This is a genomic window from Leptospira neocaledonica, assembly GCF_002812205.1.
Taxonomy (GTDB): Bacteria; Spirochaetota; Leptospiria; order Leptospirales; family Leptospiraceae; genus Leptospira_B; species Leptospira_B neocaledonica.
In genome coordinates, this window is the sequence record NZ_NPEA01000007.1 from 108481 (window position 1) to 130358 (window position 21878).

22 protein-coding genes are annotated in these 21878 nt (G+C 40.8%); 16 read left to right on the forward strand and 6 right to left on the reverse strand.

Features of this window, described 5'->3' with window-relative positions; genetic code table 11:
* Window positions 1-3: 3 nt before the first annotated feature.
* The 12 genes from meaB (at window position 4) to CH365_RS13560 (ending at window position 10961) form a co-directional block, all read left to right on the forward strand.
* On the forward strand, window positions 4-1047 hold the full coding sequence (gene meaB, locus CH365_RS13505; protein WP_100769099.1) for a methylmalonyl Co-A mutase-associated GTPase MeaB: 1044 nt from the start codon (window positions 4-6) through the stop codon (window positions 1045-1047).
* A gap of 233 nt (window positions 1048-1280) precedes the next feature.
* Window positions 1281-1661, forward strand: a complete 381-nt coding sequence (locus CH365_RS13510) for an LIC20211 family lipoprotein (protein ID WP_100769100.1) — start codon at window positions 1281-1283, stop codon at window positions 1659-1661.
* A gap of 48 nt (window positions 1662-1709) precedes the next feature.
* Window positions 1710-2081 carry a hypothetical protein gene (locus CH365_RS13515; RefSeq protein WP_244283208.1) on the forward strand — a complete coding sequence of 124 codons (372 nt, stop codon included), beginning with the start codon at window positions 1710-1712 and terminating at the stop codon, window positions 2079-2081.
* Complete coding sequence (locus CH365_RS13520; protein ID WP_100769102.1) at window positions 2078-2419, forward strand: hypothetical protein; 342 nt, start codon at window positions 2078-2080, stop codon at window positions 2417-2419. Before CH365_RS13515 ends, CH365_RS13520 begins: the two co-directional genes overlap by 4 nt.
* A complete protein-coding gene (locus tag CH365_RS13525) occupies window positions 2416-4953 on the forward strand; it encodes a TonB-dependent receptor plug domain-containing protein (RefSeq protein WP_100769103.1) in 2538 nt (845 codons plus the stop codon). The genes CH365_RS13520 and CH365_RS13525 overlap by 4 nt, the downstream gene beginning before the upstream one ends.
* Window positions 4953-5453 carry a hypothetical protein gene (locus CH365_RS13530; RefSeq protein WP_100769104.1) on the forward strand — a complete coding sequence of 167 codons (501 nt, stop codon included), beginning with the start codon at window positions 4953-4955 and terminating at the stop codon, window positions 5451-5453. Before CH365_RS13525 ends, CH365_RS13530 begins: the two co-directional genes overlap by 1 nt.
* Before the next feature lie 78 nt (window positions 5454-5531).
* A complete protein-coding gene (locus CH365_RS13535) occupies window positions 5532-6149 on the forward strand; it encodes a MotA/TolQ/ExbB proton channel family protein (RefSeq protein WP_100769105.1) in 618 nt (205 codons plus the stop codon).
* Window positions 6150-6176: 27 nt separating this feature from the next.
* Window positions 6177-6581: an ExbD/TolR family protein gene (locus CH365_RS13540; RefSeq protein ID WP_100710793.1), complete on the forward strand. Its 405-nt coding sequence runs from the start codon at window positions 6177-6179 to the stop codon at window positions 6579-6581.
* 9 nt (window positions 6582-6590) lie between these two features.
* On the forward strand, window positions 6591-7247 hold the full coding sequence (locus CH365_RS13545) for an energy transducer TonB (protein WP_100769106.1): 657 nt from the start codon (window positions 6591-6593) through the stop codon (window positions 7245-7247).
* Between the two features lie 144 nt (window positions 7248-7391).
* Entirely contained in the window at window positions 7392-7970 is a 579-nt protein-coding gene (locus tag CH365_RS13550; protein ID WP_100769107.1) for an SCO family protein, read from the forward strand.
* Window positions 7971-8097: 127 nt separating this feature from the next.
* Window positions 8098-8550 carry an LIC_20196 family exoprotein gene (locus tag CH365_RS13555; protein WP_100769108.1) on the forward strand — a complete coding sequence of 151 codons (453 nt, stop codon included), beginning with the start codon at window positions 8098-8100 and terminating at the stop codon, window positions 8548-8550.
* 11 nt (window positions 8551-8561) lie between these two features.
* On the forward strand, window positions 8562-10961 hold the full coding sequence (locus CH365_RS13560) for a C1 family peptidase (RefSeq protein WP_100769109.1): 2400 nt from the start codon (window positions 8562-8564) through the stop codon (window positions 10959-10961).
* A gap of 333 nt (window positions 10962-11294) precedes the next feature.
* On the opposite strand, the gene CH365_RS13565 is transcribed toward CH365_RS13560, so the two are convergent.
* The 6 genes from CH365_RS13565 to CH365_RS13590 form a co-directional block, all read right to left on the reverse strand.
* A complete protein-coding gene (locus CH365_RS13565) occupies window positions 11295-12668 on the reverse strand; it encodes an EAL domain-containing protein (protein WP_425268555.1) in 1374 nt (457 codons plus the stop codon).
* A 55-nt stretch (window positions 12669-12723) separates the two neighbouring features.
* Window positions 12724-14154, reverse strand: a complete 1431-nt coding sequence (locus CH365_RS13570; RefSeq protein ID WP_100769110.1) for a UTP--glucose-1-phosphate uridylyltransferase — start codon at window positions 14152-14154, stop codon at window positions 12724-12726.
* Complete coding sequence (locus CH365_RS13575; protein WP_100769111.1) at window positions 14142-14549, reverse strand: hypothetical protein; 408 nt, start codon at window positions 14547-14549, stop codon at window positions 14142-14144. The genes CH365_RS13570 and CH365_RS13575 overlap by 13 nt, the downstream gene beginning before the upstream one ends.
* A gap of 110 nt (window positions 14550-14659) precedes the next feature.
* Window positions 14660-15205 (reverse strand): CsgG/HfaB family protein, encoded by a 546-nt coding sequence (locus CH365_RS13580; protein WP_100769112.1) that lies wholly within the window; start codon window positions 15203-15205, stop codon window positions 14660-14662.
* A gap of 13 nt (window positions 15206-15218) precedes the next feature.
* Window positions 15219-17360 carry a 7TM diverse intracellular signaling domain-containing protein gene (locus CH365_RS13585; RefSeq protein WP_100769113.1) on the reverse strand — a complete coding sequence of 714 codons (2142 nt, stop codon included), beginning with the start codon at window positions 17358-17360 and terminating at the stop codon, window positions 15219-15221.
* Between the two features lie 23 nt (window positions 17361-17383).
* A complete protein-coding gene (locus tag CH365_RS13590) occupies window positions 17384-18580 on the reverse strand; it encodes a TraB/GumN family protein (RefSeq protein WP_100769114.1) in 1197 nt (398 codons plus the stop codon).
* 211 nt (window positions 18581-18791) lie between these two features.
* On the opposite strand from CH365_RS13590, the gene CH365_RS13595 reads away from it, so the two are divergent.
* The 4 genes from CH365_RS13595 (at window position 18792) to CH365_RS13610 (ending at window position 21878) form a co-directional block, all read left to right on the forward strand.
* A complete protein-coding gene (locus CH365_RS13595; RefSeq protein ID WP_100769115.1) occupies window positions 18792-19298 on the forward strand; it encodes a chemotaxis protein CheD in 507 nt (168 codons plus the stop codon).
* Between the two features lie 4 nt (window positions 19299-19302).
* Entirely contained in the window at window positions 19303-20154 is an 852-nt protein-coding gene (locus tag CH365_RS13600) for an HDOD domain-containing protein (protein WP_100769116.1), read from the forward strand.
* Complete coding sequence (locus CH365_RS13605) at window positions 20151-20690, forward strand: shikimate kinase (RefSeq protein ID WP_100769117.1); 540 nt, start codon at window positions 20151-20153, stop codon at window positions 20688-20690. The genes CH365_RS13600 and CH365_RS13605 overlap by 4 nt, the downstream gene beginning before the upstream one ends.
* Before the next feature lie 294 nt (window positions 20691-20984).
* On the forward strand, window positions 20985-21878 hold the full coding sequence (locus CH365_RS13610; RefSeq protein ID WP_100769118.1) for a tyrosine-type recombinase/integrase: 894 nt from the start codon (window positions 20985-20987) through the stop codon (window positions 21876-21878).

The window sequence follows — 21878 nt, forward strand, 5'->3', positions numbered from 1 at the left end:
CTCATGCCCGAAACCGAGGGAAAAGAAGAAGCCCAAATCCGAGGTTCTATCAAAAAGAAGAGCCTTCCGGATGCGGAAACTTTTTCCCAAGGAATTCTCTCCGGAGATATAGTTTTATTAAGTAGAGCTATCACTTTAGTGGAGAGCACCTTACCGTCTCACCAAGAGCTTGCAGAAGCTATATTAGAAAAATGTTTACCTCATTCCGGAAAAAGTGTACGGGTTGGTATCACAGGTATCCCGGGTGTAGGTAAAAGTACATTTATCGAATCTTTCGGAAATCATCTGATCGAACAAGGCAGAAAGATCGCAGTACTTGCCGTAGATCCTACATCACAATTATCTAAAGGATCCATTTTGGGAGACAAGACCAGAATGGAAACTCTCTCCCGTAAAAAAGAAGCATTCATTCGCCCTTCTCCTTCCGGAGATTCCTTAGGAGGAGTCGCACGTAAAACTAGGGAGACTATCTTTCTATGCGAGGCGGCAGGATTTGATACAATCCTTGTAGAAACTGTAGGAGTGGGACAATCCGAAACTGCAGTCAATTCTATGGTGGATATTTTCCTTCTTCTTTTAATAGCAGGAGCCGGAGACGAATTACAAGGGATCAAACGTGGAATCATGGAGATGGCAGACCTGATCGCCATCACCAAAGCGGACGGAGAAAATACGGCCAGAGCAAATCGAGCAAAAGCGGAAACAATCTCTGCAGTTCATTTTCTTCCAACTCATGAATCCGGTATCAAGACAGAAGTTAGAACATGCTCAGCGGTTACCGGCGAAGGAATTTCCGAAATCTGGACTGAAATTTTAAACTTTATACAAGCCATCCGAGACAAAGGTTACTTGGATAAAAAGAGGAAAGAACAGGCCAAACACTGGTTACACGAATCAGTTCAATCCATGTTGTTAGATGATTTCTTTTCTAAACTAGGAAATGATTTCCATAAGGCGGAAGAACTTGTAACCGAAGGACTGGCAGGTTCTTACCAAACAGCTCGCAGACTTGTGAAGTCTTATAAGAAAGAAGACCAACAAATTTAAATATTCTACGAAACCAAAGAATCATGGTTTTGTAATATATTTTCCCTCCTAACCGATATTTATCCCGACCACATCACAGTGATTCTGGTTCCGAACGAAATTTTTTTTCTTGGAAAATATGTCTTTTGGGAGATTGATGGTGGATACTAAAGATTGAACCTCAATCGCGAAACGCCTCCGTTCTAATGAGAAATTAACTTAGACCCGAGTCGGTTCCCAGGAAAGGAAAAAACATGAAACCTCGTATTTACGGGCTAGTCTTATCCATCGTACTTACAGCAGTGTTGGCATCTTGTGCTACTTCTAGCGCAGGATTAGCAACTAGCACTGTCCCGGTAGCAGACAAAAAATATAAAGTGGTCTCTCCGGTTGAAGGTACGAAGCACTGGTTCACCTTTGATATAGCTATAATTGGAATTCCTTTAGGAGAACCTCCGATCGACCAACTATTGGAGGATCTGAAAAGGGAAAAGGACGCGGATGCTTTGATCAATGTCAGATATTGGACAGACAAAACCATCCTACTCTTCTTCACTATCAATCGTCTTCATATCTCGGCAGAAGCGATCAAGTTCGAAGAAGAACCTACGGACCCGAGAAAAAAAGGCCGTTAATTCGGGCTTACTATGATTCGACTTCAGATCTGCCTTCTGCTCTCATTTATGTTTTTAACGGCAGAAGCATGCTCGGGTACTTTTAGTCGAGCGGACGTGGGAGGCAGAGTTACAAGTACTCAACTCGTTGATTCCGCTACGATCATTCGTTCCAAGGATTATATGGAGCTGGGAGTTTCCAGCGGAGAAAGTTCCGTTTTCTTTTTGTTCGGAATTATCCCTGTCACCAATCCATTAAATATGGATTATGCACTTAGCGATGCAGTTCAAAAGATCCCGGGAGGGAAAAGTTTGATCAAGGTAAAATACTGGCATGAAACTCATCTATTCTTTCCGGTAGGCACAATAAGTGTTCTGAAAGTAAAAGGTACAGTGATCGGTTCTCCTTCTGCAAGTCCTACCGAGGCGGGCAAAAAATGAAAACCCGCTTATTCGCATTCAGTTTCTTTTGTATTTTATTCATAGATTGTGTTCAGGAAGATACGGTTCCGCAAGGAGACGCAAATAGTCAGATCTATGCTGCATCTGAATATCTTTCTAAAAAATGTGGAGATCCGATCCCACCACATTTTCCGGTAGCGATAGGAGATGTACAAAGAAGGAACTTAGATCTTTGTAGTATTGCGATCACCAAAGCAGAATGCCCTTTCAACTCTTATCCTGTAGTTTGTCTTTGGATCTATTATGATAAACCTGCGGGAGAAATCCCTTGGTATTTGAATTTTAAAGATGTATTTGTGGATCCTAAATTGCCATGAAGTTAAAAAAAGTCCTGATCAAAATCGCTTTTCTCGCGGCAATCGCTCCCTTAGATTTGTTTGCAGAAGTAACCTTTAAAGCCAGGTTATTCTCCAGACAAAAAAACCAAGGAGAAGCTAAGACCCAGGTTTTACTTTTCGAAACCAAAAAAATCTATAAAACGGATGCAGAAGGTTATTTTGATGCCGTAGTACCTTCTCCAGGTATTTATACGTTTCGTATCTTGAAAATAGAAGATATGCAGGATATTAAAGGTAACGTCGAAGCCTCAGGCCAAACAGTTACTCTTTATACGGATTCAGGTTCTGACTCTTCTGTAGCATCTCCTAAAACAAAGGAACCTAAAGGTACAATCACAGTTTCCGCGGAGAGAGATAAACCGATTCTTTCCAGGACTACGATCAAATACGAAGAGATTAAAAGGATGCCCGGTACTTTCGGTGAACCTTTACGTGCATTGGAAACAATTCCGGGCGTGGTTCCTTCTGCAGCATTCGGTGGTGGTGCAAACAATTACGTGATCCGGGGTTCCGATCCGAACTCGAACTTATATTTAGTGGATGATCTTCCTATTCTTTATCCGTTCCACTTCGACGGATTAAGTGCGGTGGTAAATGCGAACCTGATCAAATCCATTGACGTGTATACAGGTGTGTTCCCCGCAAACTTCAATAACGCATTGGGCGGGGTCATTCATATTGACACAGTCGATAAAGTGGACAAGTCCCAGAAAAACCTGATTATCTCCGCTTGGTCCAGTAGTATCAGTTATATGAGCCCTACTTTCGGCGGGAAAGGTTATCTGATCGCTTCTGCTCGGGTTGGATACTTGGACAGATTTGTGCAAGGTTTGACTTCTGCCCTAGGTGCTGATTTTCCGGAAGGACTCAGACTTCCTAGATTCGTAGATTCTCAAGTAAAGTTTGTTCATAATTTCAACGAACATCATCAGATTTCTTTCCACTCCTTCTATTCTAAGGATGACTTTGCAGCAAATCTTCCCGCTAAATACCAGAACGATCCTGCAAATGATGCAACCGCTGCATTTGCAGGTGCAAGTATTTCCTCAGGACAAGGATTCAGGACACAAGCAGTTCGTTATACTTGGAAGCCAATTGATACATTCTCTAATCGTGTCACAGTGATCAGTTATGATCCTTTTACAGATTTTAACGTTGCATTTGGTTCCATCCAAGGAAAGAACAGGGCTAGCGGTGCGTATAACGGTGTACGTCAGGATGCTTTCTGGGATCCAAACAAATATTTTAGCGCTGAGTTTGGAACCGAATACAGGTTATTAAATTATTATTCTACCGGTTCTAGTATTATCCAATCGGATCCGAATAATTTAAGCCCAAACCCTTACGATACTCAGAGCCCTGACTTTACCACTATTCCCACGAATATTACTGCTAAGGGTTCCTATTATAACGGTTATCTAACTACTAAGATTAAACTCGGCGGTTTACAAATCGAACCGGGAATGAGATACGATTATATTCCGTATGTGAATAATAGTGCCTTCGGCCCGAGAGCTCAGGCTTCCTATAAATTCGGACAAGGAACTACTATCTTCGGAGGTGGAGGTAATTTCTTCCGCTTCCCTCTGGACACTAGATTTAATAAGGATAGTGGAAACCCTCATCTGGATTTCGAAAAAGTATTCAAATACGGTGGCGGTATCGAACAACTTCTGGCAGGAGATTATCAGATCAAAGGAGAGATCTTTAAACAGGAGTATTCCGACTTGATCGTAGATGATCCGTATATCACTGATCCAATCGGAACAAATCCTGATCCGTACGGCAGAATCACTCAACCTTATATCACAAACAAGAAGCTGAATTATTCGAATAGCGGAACCGGTTGGTCCAGAGGATACGAATTAGTACTTCGTAAAAACTCCCGCCCAGGAACCAGAAACTGGTTCGGTTGGATTACTTATACCTGGTCCCAAACATTCAGAAATAATAATATATTCACTCCTGACCCGGGCACGGCTCCTTTAAGTGCCCAGGAGACCCAAATCGCTGCGGAGTTTTATAAGAATTCTAAAGAGACATTATACGACTACGACAGGACCCATGTGATCAATATGGTCTTCGGTTGGAGATGGAGCCAAGAATGGCAGTTCGGTGCCCGATGGTCCTACTTGACCAGCAGGCCGTTTACTCCAATTGTAGGGGATGACGGGGGAAGGTTCAGTAACCCTGCAAATGGCCAAACCTATTGGGTGCCTCAATACGCCAATAACCCTGCCCTGGGAGAATATATCAATAGTCGTAGATTAAAGCCTTATCATCGACTTGACATCCGTTTCGATAGATTTTTCAATTATGAATGGGGGTATGTGAATACCTTCTTGGAGATAGTAAACGTATACCTAAGAGAGAACGTGGGTGGAGAAGATTTCGATAATACGAAACCTTATTCCAAAACGAACCCAAGTCCTAGCCCGACATTCGGAACAATTCCTTTGCCGGGTGGTGTGATCATTCCGTTCTTCAACGTAGGTATCGAGGTTAAGTTCTAATGTACGTCCGGAGTCTGGGAAAAGTTTCTACACATTGGTTCGGATTATTCTCCGCTCTAGTATTATTCTCATACTGCTCCCAATATTCTCCGGAAGGGTCTAACGAAAGTACTTTAGTATTACAATCTCTCTTAAACTATTCAGCAAATCCATCTGCAGCATGTAAGTCTTCCATGCAAGAAGCGGAAGATTGTTTAAAAACTTCTCAGGATCTGAGCGGAATTGGAGAAAGCGAAATTTCCGGATTATTCTCCGGAGGCTCCGCAAAAAATTATGAATCTTATTGCAGCCAGCTATTAGCCCAAGAGCAAATGTCCGGCTTAAATTCCAAAACCCAGGAATGTATTTTTAATTGCAACGAGGCATATTGGTCCAGGGTCGGATCTGAAAATGATTGTAGCGGAGAAGGTTCCGAACTCCTAATTTCTAATTCCGGAGTGGAAACCATCGGCTGCGTCAGAAATTGCAAAGAACTTTATTCGTCAGAACCAGAACTTTAAGTCCGAAATTTCGGAACAAAAACAGAATGACTGGGATCGTATCAGACAAAAAAACAGAAATTAAGAAGGATCTATAAAATGAGTTTTGAAATTGCTATCGGGTACATGGAAACGGCGATCTTCGTGATCATGGCGATCGCGAGTGTTCTTGCGGTAGCCGTTGTAGTAGAAAGAGCGATCATATTCGTTAAAAATACGAAAGACTCCGCCTTCGTATTACCTGAAATCATCCAAACTGCAAGAAAGGGAGATCTATCCGGAGCTCCTAAATTTTCAGAAAATTATCCAGAGAATGTTTACGCAAGATTTGCGGACTTCTCCTCCGAACATTCCAAAGGTGGAAAAGAAAGTTTGGGAGAGCTGATGGAAGGAAAGATGATTGGAGAAAGAGTCGGTTTCGAGACCAGACTTTCTATTCTAAACACTTTAGGGAACAACGCCCCATTTATCGGACTCTTAGGAACAGTATTCGGAGTAATCAGCGCATTCTATAAATTAGGAACTTTGGGGAACGCAGCGGGAGAAGTGGTCATGAGAACCATTTCGCAAGCGCTACTCGCAACCGCAGTGGGTCTTGCTGTCGCAATTCCTGTGGTAATGGCGAATAACTACTTCAGCAGAAAATTGAAAATCATCCAATCCAATCTGGAAATTCTTTCCAAAGAATTTTTAGCAAGCCTGTCTCGGAAAGGTTAAACCGAGGATTTCTAGAAAGGAGAATATATGGCAGGTCAAAGTTCTTCCGGCGACGGAGAAGAAATCGGCAGTATTAATATAACTCCGATGGTGGACGTTATTTTGGTTCTTTTGGTAATCTTTATGGTTACCGCGAACTTCTTAAAAAAAGAATCTATCAATATCAATCTTCCTAAAGCGGATGCAGTAGATGCGAATCTAGCCAAAACCGTTCAGGTGGCATTATCTAAAGACGGAAAAATTTTCTTAGAAGGGAACGAGACGGATTTTCCGAGACTCGAAGCCCAATTACAAAGAGAGACCAAAATCCGTCCTAATATGAGGATCACGTTATCCGCTGATTCTTCCCTTCCGTATGGAAAAATAGCAGAGACTATGGGAAAGATCAAAAAAGCAGGCGTGCACCAAATCGCATTATCCGTTAAAAGGTGATCCGGAGAAATGAATCCTACTCTGGAAAAAGTAAAGACTGACGTAATCCAAAAACTGGGAGAACTTTCTCTTTGGGAGATTTGTGTTTACGGATCTCTCGCTTTTCACCTATTTCTATTCTTAACTTACTACTATATCACTCACAAAGAAAAGGAATTTGTAGATTCCGAACAATTGGAGATGAACGTAGAAGTAGATATCCAAGACATTCCTCCTGAACTGCTTGGAGGAGAAACTTCTCCCACTCATAAAGATCCAAACGAATGGGTAGAAGGTTCCAACGAAGAAGGTAAAGATCCAGATCCAAACGAGATCAAAGAGAACGAGATCAGCGGAGAAGGTACCGACAAAGACGGATTCCTATTCGCTTTTTACGGAGACAAGGCCCCTACTCCTATCATCGATTTTTCTTTGAGAGATTATTTTCCGGAGAATGCGCGGGCACAAGGTATCTCCGATGCGATGATCTACTTGGAGGTACAAGTAGATGAGAAGGGAAATCTGATTAATGCGAAAGTGATCAAATCTTCTATTCGTGGATATGGTTTCGAAGAAGCAGCAGTGAAAGTGATCCGATTAGCTCGATGGAGTCCGGGTTATGCCAAAGGAAGACCTACTCGTATGAATCATAGGGTCCCAGTCCATTTTGAATTGGACGATAACTAATTCCGACGTTTTAAACCGCCTAAATATTTCCATATTTTACACACTGGAAATATTTTTCTGAATAAGATTCCTTAAATATTCAAAGGTATTTCTTAAGAAATAAAGCTGCAGTTTCTGGCGAGCTTTCGTCCATTGTAATTAGAGATGGAATCCGGGGCTTGGAAATTCTTTTCGACAGGCGTAATTGCCAGTCTGATTATCGTCTTCTTCTTTTCTCATCCCAATCCGGGAATGATCCAAGCAGAGAAGGATCTCCCAGATGAGACCTTAGTTCTAGCAGAAAAACAAGAGAGCATCTCCATTCAGTCTGTCTTCTCCGGAAAACAAAGTTTTTTATATTTCGGATTTTTGGACTCATCCAAAAACGATCTAGATGAAGTGGAAAAATTCCTAAACTGGTTTCATAAATCCGCGCCTAGTGATTCTCAATTTGTTTTTATTAGTTTAACTCCTGAAAAGGACACCCACCAAGATCTAAAGAATAGATTCGGTAAACTAAGCGAGAAGATAGTCTTACTCAAACCTGCCAACTCAAGTGCTGCATTGGAACTCGCAAGAGCATTCGGGATACAGGCATATATCCAGCCAGATAGCGGAGATATGAAATATAAGACTGCACTTATATGGGTGGACGATTCTCCTAAGATTAGAGGGATTTTTCCTAAAATTCCTGAAAAACCAGAATCAATAGATCTCCCTTCCTTGCTTGTCCGAGCAAAATAAGTTCCCGAACTCGTTTAAAATACCATTTCCTATAAATTATTTTCCAAAGGAAAATCCTTGAAAAAGGTTCCCGATCGGCAGTAGAGTGGAAAGCCGCGTTAACAAATTGTTTCCGGAGTCATTCCAAATGCAAAAACGTTTCGTATCGGTGCTATTCGTACTGATTCTATTATTCATCTCTCCGATTTCCGCATTAACACCGCCTCCTAGTCTGGAATCGCAGGTGAATTCTTCCGACTTTATCGCACTGGCAAAACTTTCCAATGTGAAAGAAAGTAAGATCTCCTCTAATTCCATTTCTGTGACTGCTAATGTGGAAATTTTAAGATCCTTAAAAGGCGGCAAGGAACTCCGACAGAAATTCGATATCGCCTTTTTGATCTTTCCGGAACTATTCGGAAAATGGTTAAAGGCGGCTCCTCAAGAAGGAGAATATATACTTTTTTTAATTAAGAAAAAAGTAAAGGATAGTAAGGGGGTCGAGTCCGAAGTGATCGGACTTTACGAACCCCATCCTTACGCATTCAGAGAATACAATAAACAACTAGAAGAAAATATATTATCTTTAATTAAGAACTAAAGGACAAATAGATGAAACCAAATTTGCGTTTATTATCCGCTTTATTACTTTTACTTTCCGCAACCGGCCTATTCTCTCAGACACCTCCAGGCCTGGGAATGAAACAAGAACCTGCGGAACTTTTAGCTTCATTCAAAGAAGCAAATCCGAATCGAATATCTCATAGAGGACTTTCTTCTTCTGTGGATCTGTCCCAATACATGCCTCCTGTAGGAGATCAGGGTCAGCAGAGTTCCTGCGTGGCTTGGTCCACTGCCTATGCCACCAAGTCTTTTCAAGAATATATGGAAAGAAAGGATAGAGGTTGGAAATTAAGCGACTCTTCCGGAAGTCCAAACTATTCCAATATTTTTTCACCTGCGTTCATCTATAACCAGATCAACGGAGGCAGAGACAACGGATCTTTGATTTCGGATGCAATGCGTATAGTTGTAGAAAAAGGAGCAGCTCCGTGGTCTTCTATGCCATATAACGAGAGAGATTATCTGGCTCGCCCTCCTCAAGATGCTTTTAATGTGGCTTCTTCTTATAAAGCAAAAGAATTTTTGAGAATCAGGCAAACCGATCCGACCGAACTTAAAAACCAGCTCTCTTTGGGAAGGCCCGTAGTAGCCGGTATAATAGTTTATGAAAATTTTATGAATTTAAAGGGAAAAGAAATTTATAAAGAGGGAGTTGGTAAAACTTACGGAGGACATGCAATTGCAATCGTAGGCTACGATGATTCCAAGGGTGCATTCAAATTTATCAACTCTTGGTCCACACAATGGGGAGATAACGGCTACGGTTATATCGATTATAGATGGTTCACTAAAGTTTGCCAATCTGCCTTCGTACTTGTGGACGATGTGACGCCGGCAACTGCCACGAACACAACGACTACCACACCTGCAACAGATGTAAAACCAGTACCTCCTGAAAAAGTAAAACCGACCGCTCCGAAAGAGATCGCAGCCACCCAAGGTTCTTTTTCGGATAAAGTAGTGCTGACCTGGGCATCGGTTCCGCTTGCGATCGGATACGAGATTCATAGAAAGGGTCCTGGAGATTCTTCTTTTTCTAAGGTCGGACTTTCTCAGACAAATGGATTTACGGATGACGGGATCCAAAAGGATATGGCTTATTCTTATAAAGTTGCAACCTTAACAGACACTGACTCTTCCGATTTATCCGATGGAGAAGCGATCGGTTACGCAAAAACGGAAGAGGCAAAAGCTCCCCCTAAAGTTGTGGGAGTTAAAGCAAGCCAAGGGCAATATCCGAACAAAATCGACCTGGTTTGGGAATCGATCAGTGATGTTTCCGATTATTATGTATATAAGTGGAATTCCATCCAGAAAAAATATCTCTCTGTTGGAAGAGTTAAGAATACGAATTACACTGATAATGCGGCCGCCAAGAACGGGGTCACTGAATTTTATGTAATCGCTGCGATCAGTAATGGTAAAACAGGAGATGCTTCCGATGCAGCTTCCGGATTTACTATGAAGGCAGAAGCTAAACCTTCTAAACCTTTCGGGCTTACAGCAACAAAAGGATTATATAATAGTAAAATAGAAGTACAATGGCAGAAGGTCTCGGGAGCTTCTAAATATCTGGTATATCGTTATGATGTAAGCGGATTATTCGGAGGAGGCGCTTGGTCCAAGATAGGAGAAGAAGCAAAAGAGGCATTCATTGATGAAAAACTCAATGGCCAGTATGCATTCTACGCAGTGGCAGCAGTGAATAAGGACGGTCAATCCGGACCATTCTCCGATTATGCTTACGGATATATAGATCCGAACAAACATAGAGCTGCAAAACTTCCTACTCCGAACAATCTGAAAGGCGCACTCGATGCAAAAACAGGAAAAATTTCTCTGAAATGGGACTCCGTTAAAGGGGCCAACGAATACTATGTGTATCGTAAAAAAAGAGGAGCTTCTTCTTGGGACTTCGTTTCCGGCACCAATGAAAAGACTACAAACTTTGTCGCAGATGTTCCTGAGAAAGAAATTTTGTATCTCTACTCGGTGACTTCTAAAACGGATTTAGGTGGAGAAAGTGATAAGGCTACTCCTGTATCAGCCGTTCTTTCCCAAGCAAAACCCGCTAAGGTGATGCGTTCTTTTGGTGGAGACTCTAGTTTAGAAAAATTTAAAGGACCTTGGACTGCTATGTCTTGGGATGGCTCTAAAGGTGTAAACCAAGTTCTTCTGGAAATCGAAAGCCAAGACAATGTGAACTACGTTGTGAAGTTCAATAAGCAGAAAATTTTCGAAGGAAGATATGTGGAGAATAGCCCTATCATCGACAAAGAAGGTAAATTCCGGATCGAGATCGAAAATGCGGGAGATGCTCTGCAAGTGACACTAAAAGATAATGGGATCATTAACCAGAAAGCGACTCTGAATTTCTTGAAGGAATAGTCACGACAACAATTTCTACGGAGGTTGTTGGAATTCCTACATAAGAAGTCCGTGAAACATCTACTTGATCTTTTACGGATTTGTGATATGGGGGTTTTTATCGAAAGCTTGCATCGGGTACCACCGCACCGGCCCCCCTTCGCAGCGACAATAGGAGCGAGAAGACGACCAAGTTTTGCTTGAGTCGGTGACCGAGAGAATCGAGGTCAAGCGAGGTTATAAATCAAATCAACGTGCTTCGTTTTATCGAAAGCTCGCATCGGGTACCACCACACCGGCCCCCACCCAGAACAAGGGTGGGGTAACCCCACTCCCCGTTGGAATTCCTACAAATTAAAACAGATCTACTTCTTTCGCTAGAACGAAAATATTGCCGACTTCTTTGAGTCTTTGTGTAAGCTCAGGAGAACTTAGGACCTTAGTAACCGCGGTTTCCGGAAGTTTTTGCATTTCTTTAAAACGTTCCTGGTAGTCTTGGATCCAGATTTTTTTACAGAATAGATTGGCTTGGAAATAATATACTTGGTGGGTGATTAGGAAGTTTAAGGAATCAATATCTTCTAATGCTTCCGCCGTGATGATCGCTTCTCTGTTGTCGGAAAGTCTTCTGCAATAATCTATGAATGCAAGGTTGTCCAAGAACTTGGTCAAATCCTGATCTGCTTTAAATTTAAAACTGATCGGATCCAATTTAAATTCTTTGATCATCTCTCCTAGATCTAAGACCACCTGGTGACTTTGGCTTTTTACTCCGAAGTCATCCGCTGCAAAGCTGATCCCGAAATTCCAGAACCTTCTACATACGGATTTGAGAGTTGCCTCTCCTTCCTCGTAGGGTTTTTCGATCAACTCCATACGAACATTTTGAGGATTCAGATTTTGTTTCAGAAGTAGTTCATGAAAACGAGTGACCTTCTCATCCGTATCGAATGTATCGATTAGAGTTTGAGGAGAAATATTAAATTTCAGAAGTCCAGGAGAACCGTTGCAGGACATGATCAACTTCTCTAAGATCAGAAGTTCTATCCTATTTAGATCCTGGTCATGAGGAATATCTCGGATGAGATCCGCATAACCTGCATACGCTTCCCCTCCGACAAAAACTTCTCCACCTTTCATGGAGAATGTATGATCTCTATGATTATAATGAATGATCGGTTGGATGACCGCGTCCGCACGCTCACTCGCAAAATAATCGTTTACACGATTTAAATACGTCCAGCTCCAACGAACCAGATTATCTTTCAGGTTTTTTAAAGAAGAAGTTTCCAACTCTCTGAAGATTTCTTCTACATAGGAAATAAAATTACACTGAGTCCGCCCTATTCCGAAATCAAAATTGAGAGTTCCGGTTCGGACCGCATGGTCATGAAATCTTCCCATGGCAGCGTCAAAATTGGCAAGACTGACCGGCCCGGAATTGTCCAAAGGAGCGACACCGATTAGTAGGTTCTTTTTATCTCCATAAGCATAATAACGAAATAACTCTCGATGAGAAGGTTCTATATCCGCGATCCTCTGAGGGATCAATTGTATGAATTCTACTAGGGAAACTGTGGAAATATTTTGAAATCTAAGGAGGAAGATTGGCTTTCCTCGATTTTCATTGATGAATACTGTCTTAAACTGTTCTAGATCCCCCATATCGAAGGATCTTAGTTTTAAGTTATAAGCATCGGTCATTTCGTTTGCGACATTAATCGGCATAGGGTGGGCTTACTTACTCGGAAGCCCGTGGACTGGATTTTAAACGACTGTTGTTTTATGTAAAGCGGAAACGTAAACTATCGTTCGAGATTCGGTCCACACCTAATTCGGACAATTTTCTTTGTCCTGGTCCGGGGTTTATTAATATAACATCTCCTTCTATAATTACTTTCTTATCAAACAAAATATCTCCTTCGACTTTCAAGGAGGTGCAGCGCACTAAAGAAGGAATAGCTTGTATACGATCCGTAAAATCTTTTACCTTCTTATAGTATGTTTCATCTAAGGAGATGACTAATTCTCCGAGACCCAACATCTTTCTTTCTTCCGACATAGTCACCGAGAAATCTGGATTTAAAGAATATGCGTCTGAACGTCTGACTAGATAATCCTCACATTTTTTTACGGGAGCAAAACGATCTCTTGGTATAATGAGACCCTTTGTGTTGGAGAAGTTTTGGATGGCGGATCCCATCGCGGTCTCTAACTGTAGGACCTCCTTCCCTTCTACCTTTTTAGGATTCACGATCAATGATAGTTTGAAATTCCCTGCGAGTAATTTTTCTTTTAATACATCCAATCGTATCCAAAGATTATTAGTGGAGAATGTTCTAAATTTACCCAAGCCCTCGAACTCATGCATGTGATCGGAAGGCACCTGGGCAGTTTCCAATAATTGTAAATTCTTTTTTTCTCCACCGACTACCCTTCTGAAAATCGCTCCGCCTTTTTTATCAGCGAGTGTCTTGGGAGTCATCTCCATGCAGAAGTCCAAGTTTTCTTTCAGAATATATTCTAATATTCCAGGATGAACAGTTGCACCTAAATTGTCTCCGTTAGAAACGAATGCAACTTTGTATCCGTTTTCAAGAAGTCGATCCAATAGCCCTGTTTCTAAAAGTGTGAACCAGATATCCCCATGACCGGGAGGACACCACTCTTCGGAATTATCTTTGGAAATTTCCAAAGGTTTTAGTTCCGGAACAACGAGTCTAGGAACCTTATGTTGTAAGAAACTTGTAGGATAATTTTGGGAGAATTTAATTTTTGTAAGTTCGTCTTGGCTTTCTTTCTGAGTGCTAAAACTGTCCATCAAGATCAAAGGAACTTCGAGATTATATTTTTGTCGGATGAATTCTATTTGTCTGCAGACAACTTCTAAGAAGCTCATTCCATCCTTGATCTCTATCAAGGATTTTGGTCCGGAAAGCCCCATGCTGGTACCGAGGCCTCCATTCAGTTTGATCACTACTAATTCTTTTAAAAATTTGGGATCTCCTGAATATTCCGATTCGATTTTTTCTAAGGAAATCTCATCCTTATTCGGGTCCAGGTCCCCTACTTCTTCCCATTTTACGATCCCGGTTTCTCCATTTCGGACTTCTTGGATCTTGGAAATAAAATCGGAAATGAACTCTTCAGAGAGTCCTTCGGCCAACATTTTTTCTCTGACTAATTTTTCAGATCCTGCTGTCATCGAATCCATCTTATAATTCCTTTCGCATCGTACATTTCATCAAATTCGCCCAATTCGATCGTATATTTTTCGTCTTTCGAAGAAGGATCATAGATCAATTTTAATTTTACTTCTCTTCCACTATCTTCTTTTTTTACCGGTTTCTCATTCTGCTCTTCATACAGAGGAAGGAAGACAGAATAAGAATAGATATATACCGATTTTTTGGAATTTTTTCTATAATACAAAACACCTTTTTCAGCAAGATCTCGTTTTAGGATCTTTGTATAAGGTACAGGAAAAGTTTTATTCCAAATGGCAAGAAGTGTCTTATCCATCTCAGAATGTTTAGGCACCTCCGAATACAAATTCGTTACGGAAAAAAGAAAAATGCCTAATATCAGGAAACGAAACATCGCCTTCATAAACTTACAGACAGATTAAGAACCAGGAAGTATTCTTCAAGTAATTACTTAAAAAGAAAGGACCGCTAGCTATAGTATTTCCCCGCTATATTTGAAAGCGGATTCCGTATCTATTTAACGGATTCCTTATATTTAGAATAAGTCTCGTTATCCGAATCGAAGACTATATCTGCAGTAGCACAGATCACTCCACCCAAGGAAACGATCCTGATATTTAATAAAAATTCCTGGTCTTGGAATACAAGTTGTCCTAAAGCTAGATACTCGGCCCCGGCAAGTTTTCCTATAGATACGATCTGATCGTTAAGTACGAGCCCACTTGCTTGGAAATCCTGCTCTCCTATGACCCGATTCAATCTATCTCTCTCCAATAATTGGAATGTTTTAGGATCGAATAATTCTTTTCCAAGTCTATCTGTGACAAGCCTTCCTAGTTGAGAATTGCTCCCGTCCTCGTTGATTATATTCAAGATAGCAAGTCTTGCAGGAAGTTTGCCTCCTTGCGCTTTCAAAGAGGCTAAAAATTGGTATCTGAGTTCGGAGGCAATACTTGCAACCCCGGCATTCGGATCCTTCGCTTTCTTTCTGACTTCACCGGAAGAAACACAAGAACCTAATATAAGTATAGATGCTAATAGGAAGACCCGAATTTTCATTTTCCCGCCTATATTAAAAATATTTAACTAATGTGACTTGGTTTCCGGTGCTATTAAATTTCACCAGATCGAATGTGGCCAAGGTAAGAGTAAGTCCTCGTCCATGAGTGATCCCTTCAGAATTCAGTTTTTCCATGCTGCTCTTTTGTAGTCTAGCATGATTAAATCCTTTTCCTTCATCCGTGATCCTGACCCCTATTCTATCTCTGGAAAGTGAATATTCCACTTTTACTTTTTTGGATTTATAATAAGGATCTTTCTGTCTTTCCTGTACGAACCTGAAATAATTCCCTTCCGACATTGCTCTGGTTTTTTCCTCGAAGCTGATATTCAAATTTCCATGTTCGATTGCGTTGATGATCATTTCTCTGAGGCAGTTTCTCATTGCAGTGATCGTGCCCGGATCTACGAATCTGTATAAGTTTGCAGTCATTCTTTGGCTTAGAAGTTCTGCATTTTGTAGATAATTATTTGCAGAATAGACAGTCTTCTCATCATCCACATATCTAGACATCAAGTCCTGGTCCGGCTCGTAGGCTCTTCCTAAAATTTCCCTTTGGCCCTCATATTCCAAAATTTGGAACTGCACCTGCAATTCCTTAGGTTCTCTCAAATATTTTTGGAGAAATTCTCCTAGGAATCGAACCGGCTTTCCTTCGGAAGCGAGTTCTTCCAGTTTTTCTAATACGTATAATTTCTTATAAGCGTCCTGCAATTCTCCAGCCTTATAAATCAGCTCCATGAAGTTTTTACCGATCACTTCTTGGGGTTTAAATCCTATATGTTTGGAAACGGATCTGTTTGCGGCGAGGATATTCCAATTTTGGTCCAAAGAGAATAAAAAGTCCTCTTCTACTTCGAACAAACTTCTGTATTTTGCTTCCGATTCTTCTGCATAATTTCGGATCTTTCCTAATTCTTCTACTCTTTGTTTCAATTGATCCGACAAACGTTTGATCCGATCTGCCAACCCCAAGGATAGAAGGCTAACTTCCATCACGGAACCCACTTGTATTCCCCATAGGGTGAAAAAGTTATTCGGCAGTATCCCGAAAGATTTTAAACCGAATAAAAAGCTAAAGAACAAAAAAGAAGACCAAGCAAACAGAAAGTATTTTGCCTCTCTTCTCCCTGCTATCAAACATTGTATACCGTTAGAGATTAAAAATCCTAATGTAAAGAACATAAGGACTAAACTACTCATGATTGCAGTTCTATATTCCCAAATGAATAATGTGGAAACCATCCCTCCAAAACTCAATAAGAAGAGAAGATAGTACAATTTAGAAGTTTTAGGAGTGTATTCAGGAGCATTCAAAAAGGACCTGCTGAATGCTCCTGCAGTCAAGATCACTGAAAAAATAGAGAACGGCAGACTATAATTTGCCCATAAAACGGAACTTCTCCATAAATATTGGAAAGAAAGCCCATTCAAAGTAAACTGGAAGAGTATATAAGTTAATATATAAATAACATAATATAGGTAACTTTTGTCTTTGGTAGAAAATAAAAGAAAAAGATTATACACCACCATAATAAGCATGGAGCCGTAATACAATCCAAGCGCGAGTTGTTCGGTGGAAGAATGTTCTATAAATTCGTTTTTGGAGAATGTCAAAAAAGGTAATAAAATAGAACTGGAGCTTGCAATCCTAAAGTAAACTTCTCTTTTAGAACCCGGCTCATCCGAAAAAGGGTATGCAAAGTTTCTATGTTCGATCGGGCGAGTGCCGAATTCTCTTAAATCTCCAGAGTGATTGATTGCAGAATCGGAAACCCTTCCGACATAAAGATCTACATAGTCCAAAAGAGCATAATCTATCTCTAAGATCCAATCTATAACTTTACTAGTTTGATTCTCCGTTTTAAGACGCACCCAAATCGCAGATTTAGAATATCCTAAACTGTTTTGGAAAATCTTTTCCGACCCACCTTGGTCGAATATTTTTAATACTTCTTTAAAGGACTTTTTGCCGGTCTCATCTTGGTAGACGGAAAGATAAGGAAGAAGGGAAACGCCATCCATCTTCTCTTCCAAGAAGAAGCGGTCTTTTTTTTCGTAGACCGGACCTTCTCCCCAAACAGGAAAAGAGAAGAAGATCATCAAAAGAAAACTAGATAGGATTAAAGATCGATTCCTGATTTCCTTTCGCATGGGCTACAAATCGTATGCAAATTTTAGAAAAAAGCGCCCACAAATTTTAGCATTTTATCAAAAATCTGTTTAGACACTATGAAGGTTCCTATACTACTTCCGATCTGAGGAAGCATAAATACTAAGAAGATACGAGTTACCTTATTCTTCCAATACCCGCTGAAAGTTTCGGTATCTTCTCCCAATCTTTCGAAATCTTCTACCAATGGTTTTCTAAACCAGGATTCGGATAATGCCGCTACCCAGCCCGGTTTGATGATAGGATTAAAATTCCCAATTGGAGCTGCGATAAATGCAAGAAGAATAGAGACTGGATGTGCAAGCGCGATGATCGCTCCGATTGCAGCAAGTGTTCCCTTGACTAGGATCCATCTTATTAAAAATTCCTGGCCTTCTTCTTTTCCTCCGAACCAATAAAGTGCTGTGAATGCGGAAATGATAATCGCAGGGAATAATAAAGGACGAACTCTATCCCAGAAACCCTTGGTCGGTTGGATATCCAAATGGTCGATATCCTTATCTTCTACGATATGTTTTACAATTCCTTCTAAATGTCCTGCACCAACTACTGCAAAAATTTTCTTACCTACTGCCGCTTGTTGTCTGATCCTTTGCGCTAGATATGCGTCTCTTTCGTCTATGATCACATTTTTAACGGACTGGTATCTGGAGGGAAGTTGAGAGAATAAATCCTTGAGCACATCGTCTGACTTCATCTCTTCTATTTTTTCTGGAGAGATCTCTTCTTTAACGATAAGAGAGCTTACTAAGGTGGAGAATAATAACATTCTACTCCAAAATCCTACATTCCACCATGCTCTTTTGAGAGTGATGGAAATCTCCCTGTCTACTGGTACTATCTTAGCATGGATCTTATTTCCTTCTTCAATTGCCTTTCTCATTTCGTCACCGGGACGAATGTTTCCGTAGCCTAATTTTTTTTGGAAAGAAGAAAGGATCAGGCTGGAAAGAAGAAGCCACATCTTTCTTTCCTTGAAAACTTTGAAAATATCCAATTTTTTCCAGTGGTCCGGATCCTGAACGGATCTCATTCTGGAGGCGCAAAGTTCTACACAAACCGTGTCCGGTTTTTCTTCTTGGATGATTCTTTCAACTTCATCTATACTTTTTTGGCTAATATGAGCCGTTCCCAAAATAGTGATCTGGGAACCGTTTAATTCCAAGGTACGGATCGGTTCTGAGGAGGCGATTGTTTGCAAGAGGGTCGATTTCCTTTCTGTACATACAGTTTCCTTTACGCTGGATGATATGAAACTCTATTTTTCCAAAAAGAATGGGGATTCCCACGAGATTTTTAGAAAGTTAAATCGTCACATAATTCGATCCAGGCCCGGTCAAATTTCTAGGAAAAATGATTTGAAGGAACTAGGATGATCCTAAAATACTACCCGGTTATTACTGACAGAAAGTATGCTCAATAAGGACGTAAAAACTATAAACGTCGGGATCGCAGATATCCAAGGCGGCCAGTCCCCTTCGGTGATCCGTACCACATTAGGTTCCTGTATCGGAGTCGTTTTTTATTCTCCTGAAAAAAAAGTAGGAGCTATGGCCCATATCATGCTGGCCAAAGATCCTTCCGGAAAGGATTCCGCTAAAAACCCGCACAAGTACGCGGATACCGCTCTTCCGGAATTAGTAAAAAGAATGACTGAGCTAGGCTGCGGCAAGGGAGAATATTACGCTCGCCTATTCGGTGGAGCTTCCATGTTCAAGGGAATGAACTCAAGTTTTCTGCAGAACATTGGTGACCTGAACGTAAACGTCGCAAAAGAATTTTTAGATAAAGAAAAAATAACGTTACTCGTAGAAGATGTCGGAGGCCATGAAGGCAGAACGATTAGTCTCTATTTGGATGATGGCAGGATCCTTTTAAAGAAGGGCGGATTCGAAAAGTACCTTTATAAGGTCAGGTAGCGTAATGAAAGAAAAGATAGATCAACTTTTTGAAAACGAGGCCCAGCTCCCTAAAATCTCTTCCGTAGTAAGTAAAGTAATGGAGATGGTGGGAAAACCGGATGTTGTAATCGCAGACCTAGCTAAGGAAATTTCCAAAGATCCCGGACTTACTGCTGCAGTGATCAAACTTTCCAACTCTGCCTACTTTCGTCCCGCTAAACCTGTAAAAACCGTACAAGAGTCTTTGATGACTCTCGGGATTAAAACAGTAAAAGAAATTATTCTTCTAAACGAAACCAAAGGTATTCTGAAAAAGGAATTGAAAGGTTATCAGGTAGATGGAGAAGCAAACTGGATGCATTCCTTAATCGTAGCGGAGCTCGCTAAAAGGATCGCAGTTCAGAAAAAACTAAAAGTGGATAAGGACGTAGTATTTACTGCAGGACTTCTTCATAATATAGGCAAAGTAATACTCGCTGATTTTTTCCCTACAGTGCTCATGCAATTCAGGACCGAATTACAAACCTACCAAGGACCGTATACTGACCTGGAAGCTAAGTTTTTCGGATACACTCACCAAGAGACAGGCGCAAAACTTTTGGAAAAATGGAATTTTCCTCAGGAATTGATCGAGGTAGCCAGATATTATACCGAACCTGAAAAGGCCACGCAGTTCCCTGAATTAGTTTCCATAATACATATCGCGAATTGTATCGTGGTCTTAGGTGGAATGGGAATTGACATAGGCGGTTTAAAAATTCCACTCTCCTCTAAAGCCTTGCAAAACATAGGTGTGACAGAGGGAGATCTGCAAATGTATTACACTCTTTTACCGGAGATGGCTAAACATATCGAAGAGTTGATCTCGGTTTGAAAAACATCGCCCTGATTGGTCCTAGAGGCGTCGGAAAATCCAAAATCTCCCGTAAACTTTCCAAACTCACAGGCAAACCGGTAATTTCCACAGACATGATAGCTGTCTACCTGACAGGTGGAGTGTCCATTCCAGACTTCGTAAAATCACATTCCGGAAATTGGAAACCCTTCCGCGACCTAGAATTCCAGATCCTAAAACAAGTTTCAGGTTCTAAAAATCTGATCTTGGATTGTGGAGGCGGCATATTATTCGACCAAGACGATTCCGGTAAAGAGATCGTAAGCGAAAGAAAGACCAAGATCCTGAAAGAAACCTCATTTGTGATCTCTCTATCCAGAAAATCCGAATACTTAGTCGAGAAAATCCAGAACGATCCTACCCGTCCCCCCTTAAGTTCTGTTCTATCTTATAAAACAATTTTGGAATCCAGACTACCTCAGTACAGGGCTCATTCGGATATCCAGATTGCCCTAGATGACCGCAGCGTAGAAGAAGCTTGCGAGGAAATCCTACGCAGATCCGGCTGGACCTAGTATAAAAAGGGCGTTCTGCCTTTTCCTTGAACGCCCGAATTTATAAGATATTATTAAAATCATAAATATCTTTACGACTTTCTAATGGAATTAGAATCTTCGTTATAACCGGATAAGAAAAAAATCATTCTAAAAGGCGAATGCCCGATGTTGGAATTCCAACAAACCGGGGAATTTACTAGTGATCGCGTGTGTTGGAACTCCTACATCGCGGATCCATTTGATAAATAGATCCTTTAGAACATCCGGATAAACAAAATATAAAAATGATACAGTTAGTACTAGAGGTCCGAGATGATAGATACGGAGGTCCCGAAGAAGAATAAGTCTTCCTTCGAGAAACTAGTAAAGGTAATTCGGCAAAGAAATTATAAAAAGGCGACCGAATACACTTACCTAAGATACAATTTGGACTTTCTTTTGTTCGCGGACAAACCCGCGGAAAAAGTAGTTACAAAGGATATCGAAAAGTACATAGAATATTTAAGGAAGAAGAAGGTTTCCTCTTCCACAATCCAGATCAATATCAGTTCTTTAAAAATGTTTTTTGAAGAAGTTCTGGATATGAATGTATTCGAAGACTTCAGACGACCTGCAAGGGAATACAAGACCCCAAAGGTTTTAAACCAAAAAGAGATTACACTTCTTTTAGAGACCGCATCCGAGTCTCCTAGATCCCATCTTCTTTGTGCGTTGGCCTATTATGCAGGTTTAAGAGTAGGTGAAATCATTCGTCTGAAATGGGGACAATTCGATCTTTCGAAAAAGACGATCAAAGTGGACTCCCCTATTCCCACACAAAACAGAACCGTTTTGATGGATGGAGAATTACAAAAGATTTTGAAGAAGTTCGAAAAGGAAGTCGGAACAGAAAAAAGCTCTTATTTGTTCCCAGGCAAGTACCAAGGCACTCATTTGACTTCCAGGAATGTAGAACGTTTAGTCGGCGATCTGGCAAAGGAATCAGGAATCAAAACCCAAGTGACCCTGTTCACTCTCAGACATAGTCGTGCAATCCACCAATTGGCAGAAGGGAAAAGTTTAGAAGATATTAGAGAGTTTTTAGGTCATAAAAGCCTTGCGACTACCGAAAGTTATCTTCCGATCCGCAAGAACCTAAGGCCTCAGGTTAGACAAAAACATATCCAGGACGCTTTAAAAGAAATTAAGAAGAAATACAGATATTGA

What these genes read in the sequence shown, in the direction of transcription:
- meaB (WP_100769099.1), top strand. Translation starts at nt 4, where the DNA reads ATGCCCGAAACCGAGGGAAAAGAAGAAGCCCAAATCCGAGGTTCTATC.
- CH365_RS13510 (WP_100769100.1), top strand. Translation starts at nt 1,281, where the DNA reads ATGAAACCTCGTATTTACGGGCTAGTCTTATCCATCGTACTTACAGCA.
- CH365_RS13515 (WP_244283208.1), top strand. Translation starts at nt 1,710, where the DNA reads ATGTTTTTAACGGCAGAAGCATGCTCGGGTACTTTTAGTCGAGCGGAC.
- CH365_RS13520 (WP_100769102.1), top strand. Translation starts at nt 2,078, where the DNA reads ATGAAAACCCGCTTATTCGCATTCAGTTTCTTTTGTATTTTATTCATA.
- CH365_RS13525 (WP_100769103.1), top strand. Translation starts at nt 2,416, where the DNA reads ATGAAGTTAAAAAAAGTCCTGATCAAAATCGCTTTTCTCGCGGCAATC.
- CH365_RS13530 (WP_100769104.1), top strand. Translation starts at nt 4,953, where the DNA reads ATGTACGTCCGGAGTCTGGGAAAAGTTTCTACACATTGGTTCGGATTA.
- CH365_RS13535 (WP_100769105.1), top strand. Translation starts at nt 5,532, where the DNA reads ATGAGTTTTGAAATTGCTATCGGGTACATGGAAACGGCGATCTTCGTG.
- CH365_RS13540 (WP_100710793.1), top strand. Translation starts at nt 6,177, where the DNA reads ATGGCAGGTCAAAGTTCTTCCGGCGACGGAGAAGAAATCGGCAGTATT.
- CH365_RS13545 (WP_100769106.1), top strand. Translation starts at nt 6,591, where the DNA reads ATGAATCCTACTCTGGAAAAAGTAAAGACTGACGTAATCCAAAAACTG.
- CH365_RS13550 (WP_100769107.1), top strand. Translation starts at nt 7,392, where the DNA reads ATGGAATCCGGGGCTTGGAAATTCTTTTCGACAGGCGTAATTGCCAGT.
- CH365_RS13555 (WP_100769108.1), top strand. Translation starts at nt 8,098, where the DNA reads ATGCAAAAACGTTTCGTATCGGTGCTATTCGTACTGATTCTATTATTC.
- CH365_RS13560 (WP_100769109.1), top strand. Translation starts at nt 8,562, where the DNA reads ATGAAACCAAATTTGCGTTTATTATCCGCTTTATTACTTTTACTTTCC.
- CH365_RS13565 (WP_425268555.1), bottom strand. Translation starts at nt 12,668, where the DNA reads ATGCCGATTAATGTCGCAAACGAAATGACCGATGCTTATAACTTAAAA.
- CH365_RS13570 (WP_100769110.1), bottom strand. Translation starts at nt 14,154, where the DNA reads ATGGATTCGATGACAGCAGGATCTGAAAAATTAGTCAGAGAAAAAATG.
- CH365_RS13575 (WP_100769111.1), bottom strand. Translation starts at nt 14,549, where the DNA reads ATGAAGGCGATGTTTCGTTTCCTGATATTAGGCATTTTTCTTTTTTCC.
- CH365_RS13580 (WP_100769112.1), bottom strand. Translation starts at nt 15,205, where the DNA reads ATGAAAATTCGGGTCTTCCTATTAGCATCTATACTTATATTAGGTTCT.
- CH365_RS13585 (WP_100769113.1), bottom strand. Translation starts at nt 17,360, where the DNA reads ATGCGAAAGGAAATCAGGAATCGATCTTTAATCCTATCTAGTTTTCTT.
- CH365_RS13595 (WP_100769115.1), top strand. Translation starts at nt 18,792, where the DNA reads ATGCTCAATAAGGACGTAAAAACTATAAACGTCGGGATCGCAGATATC.
- CH365_RS13600 (WP_100769116.1), top strand. Translation starts at nt 19,303, where the DNA reads ATGAAAGAAAAGATAGATCAACTTTTTGAAAACGAGGCCCAGCTCCCT.
- CH365_RS13610 (WP_100769118.1), top strand. Translation starts at nt 20,985, where the DNA reads ATGATAGATACGGAGGTCCCGAAGAAGAATAAGTCTTCCTTCGAGAAA.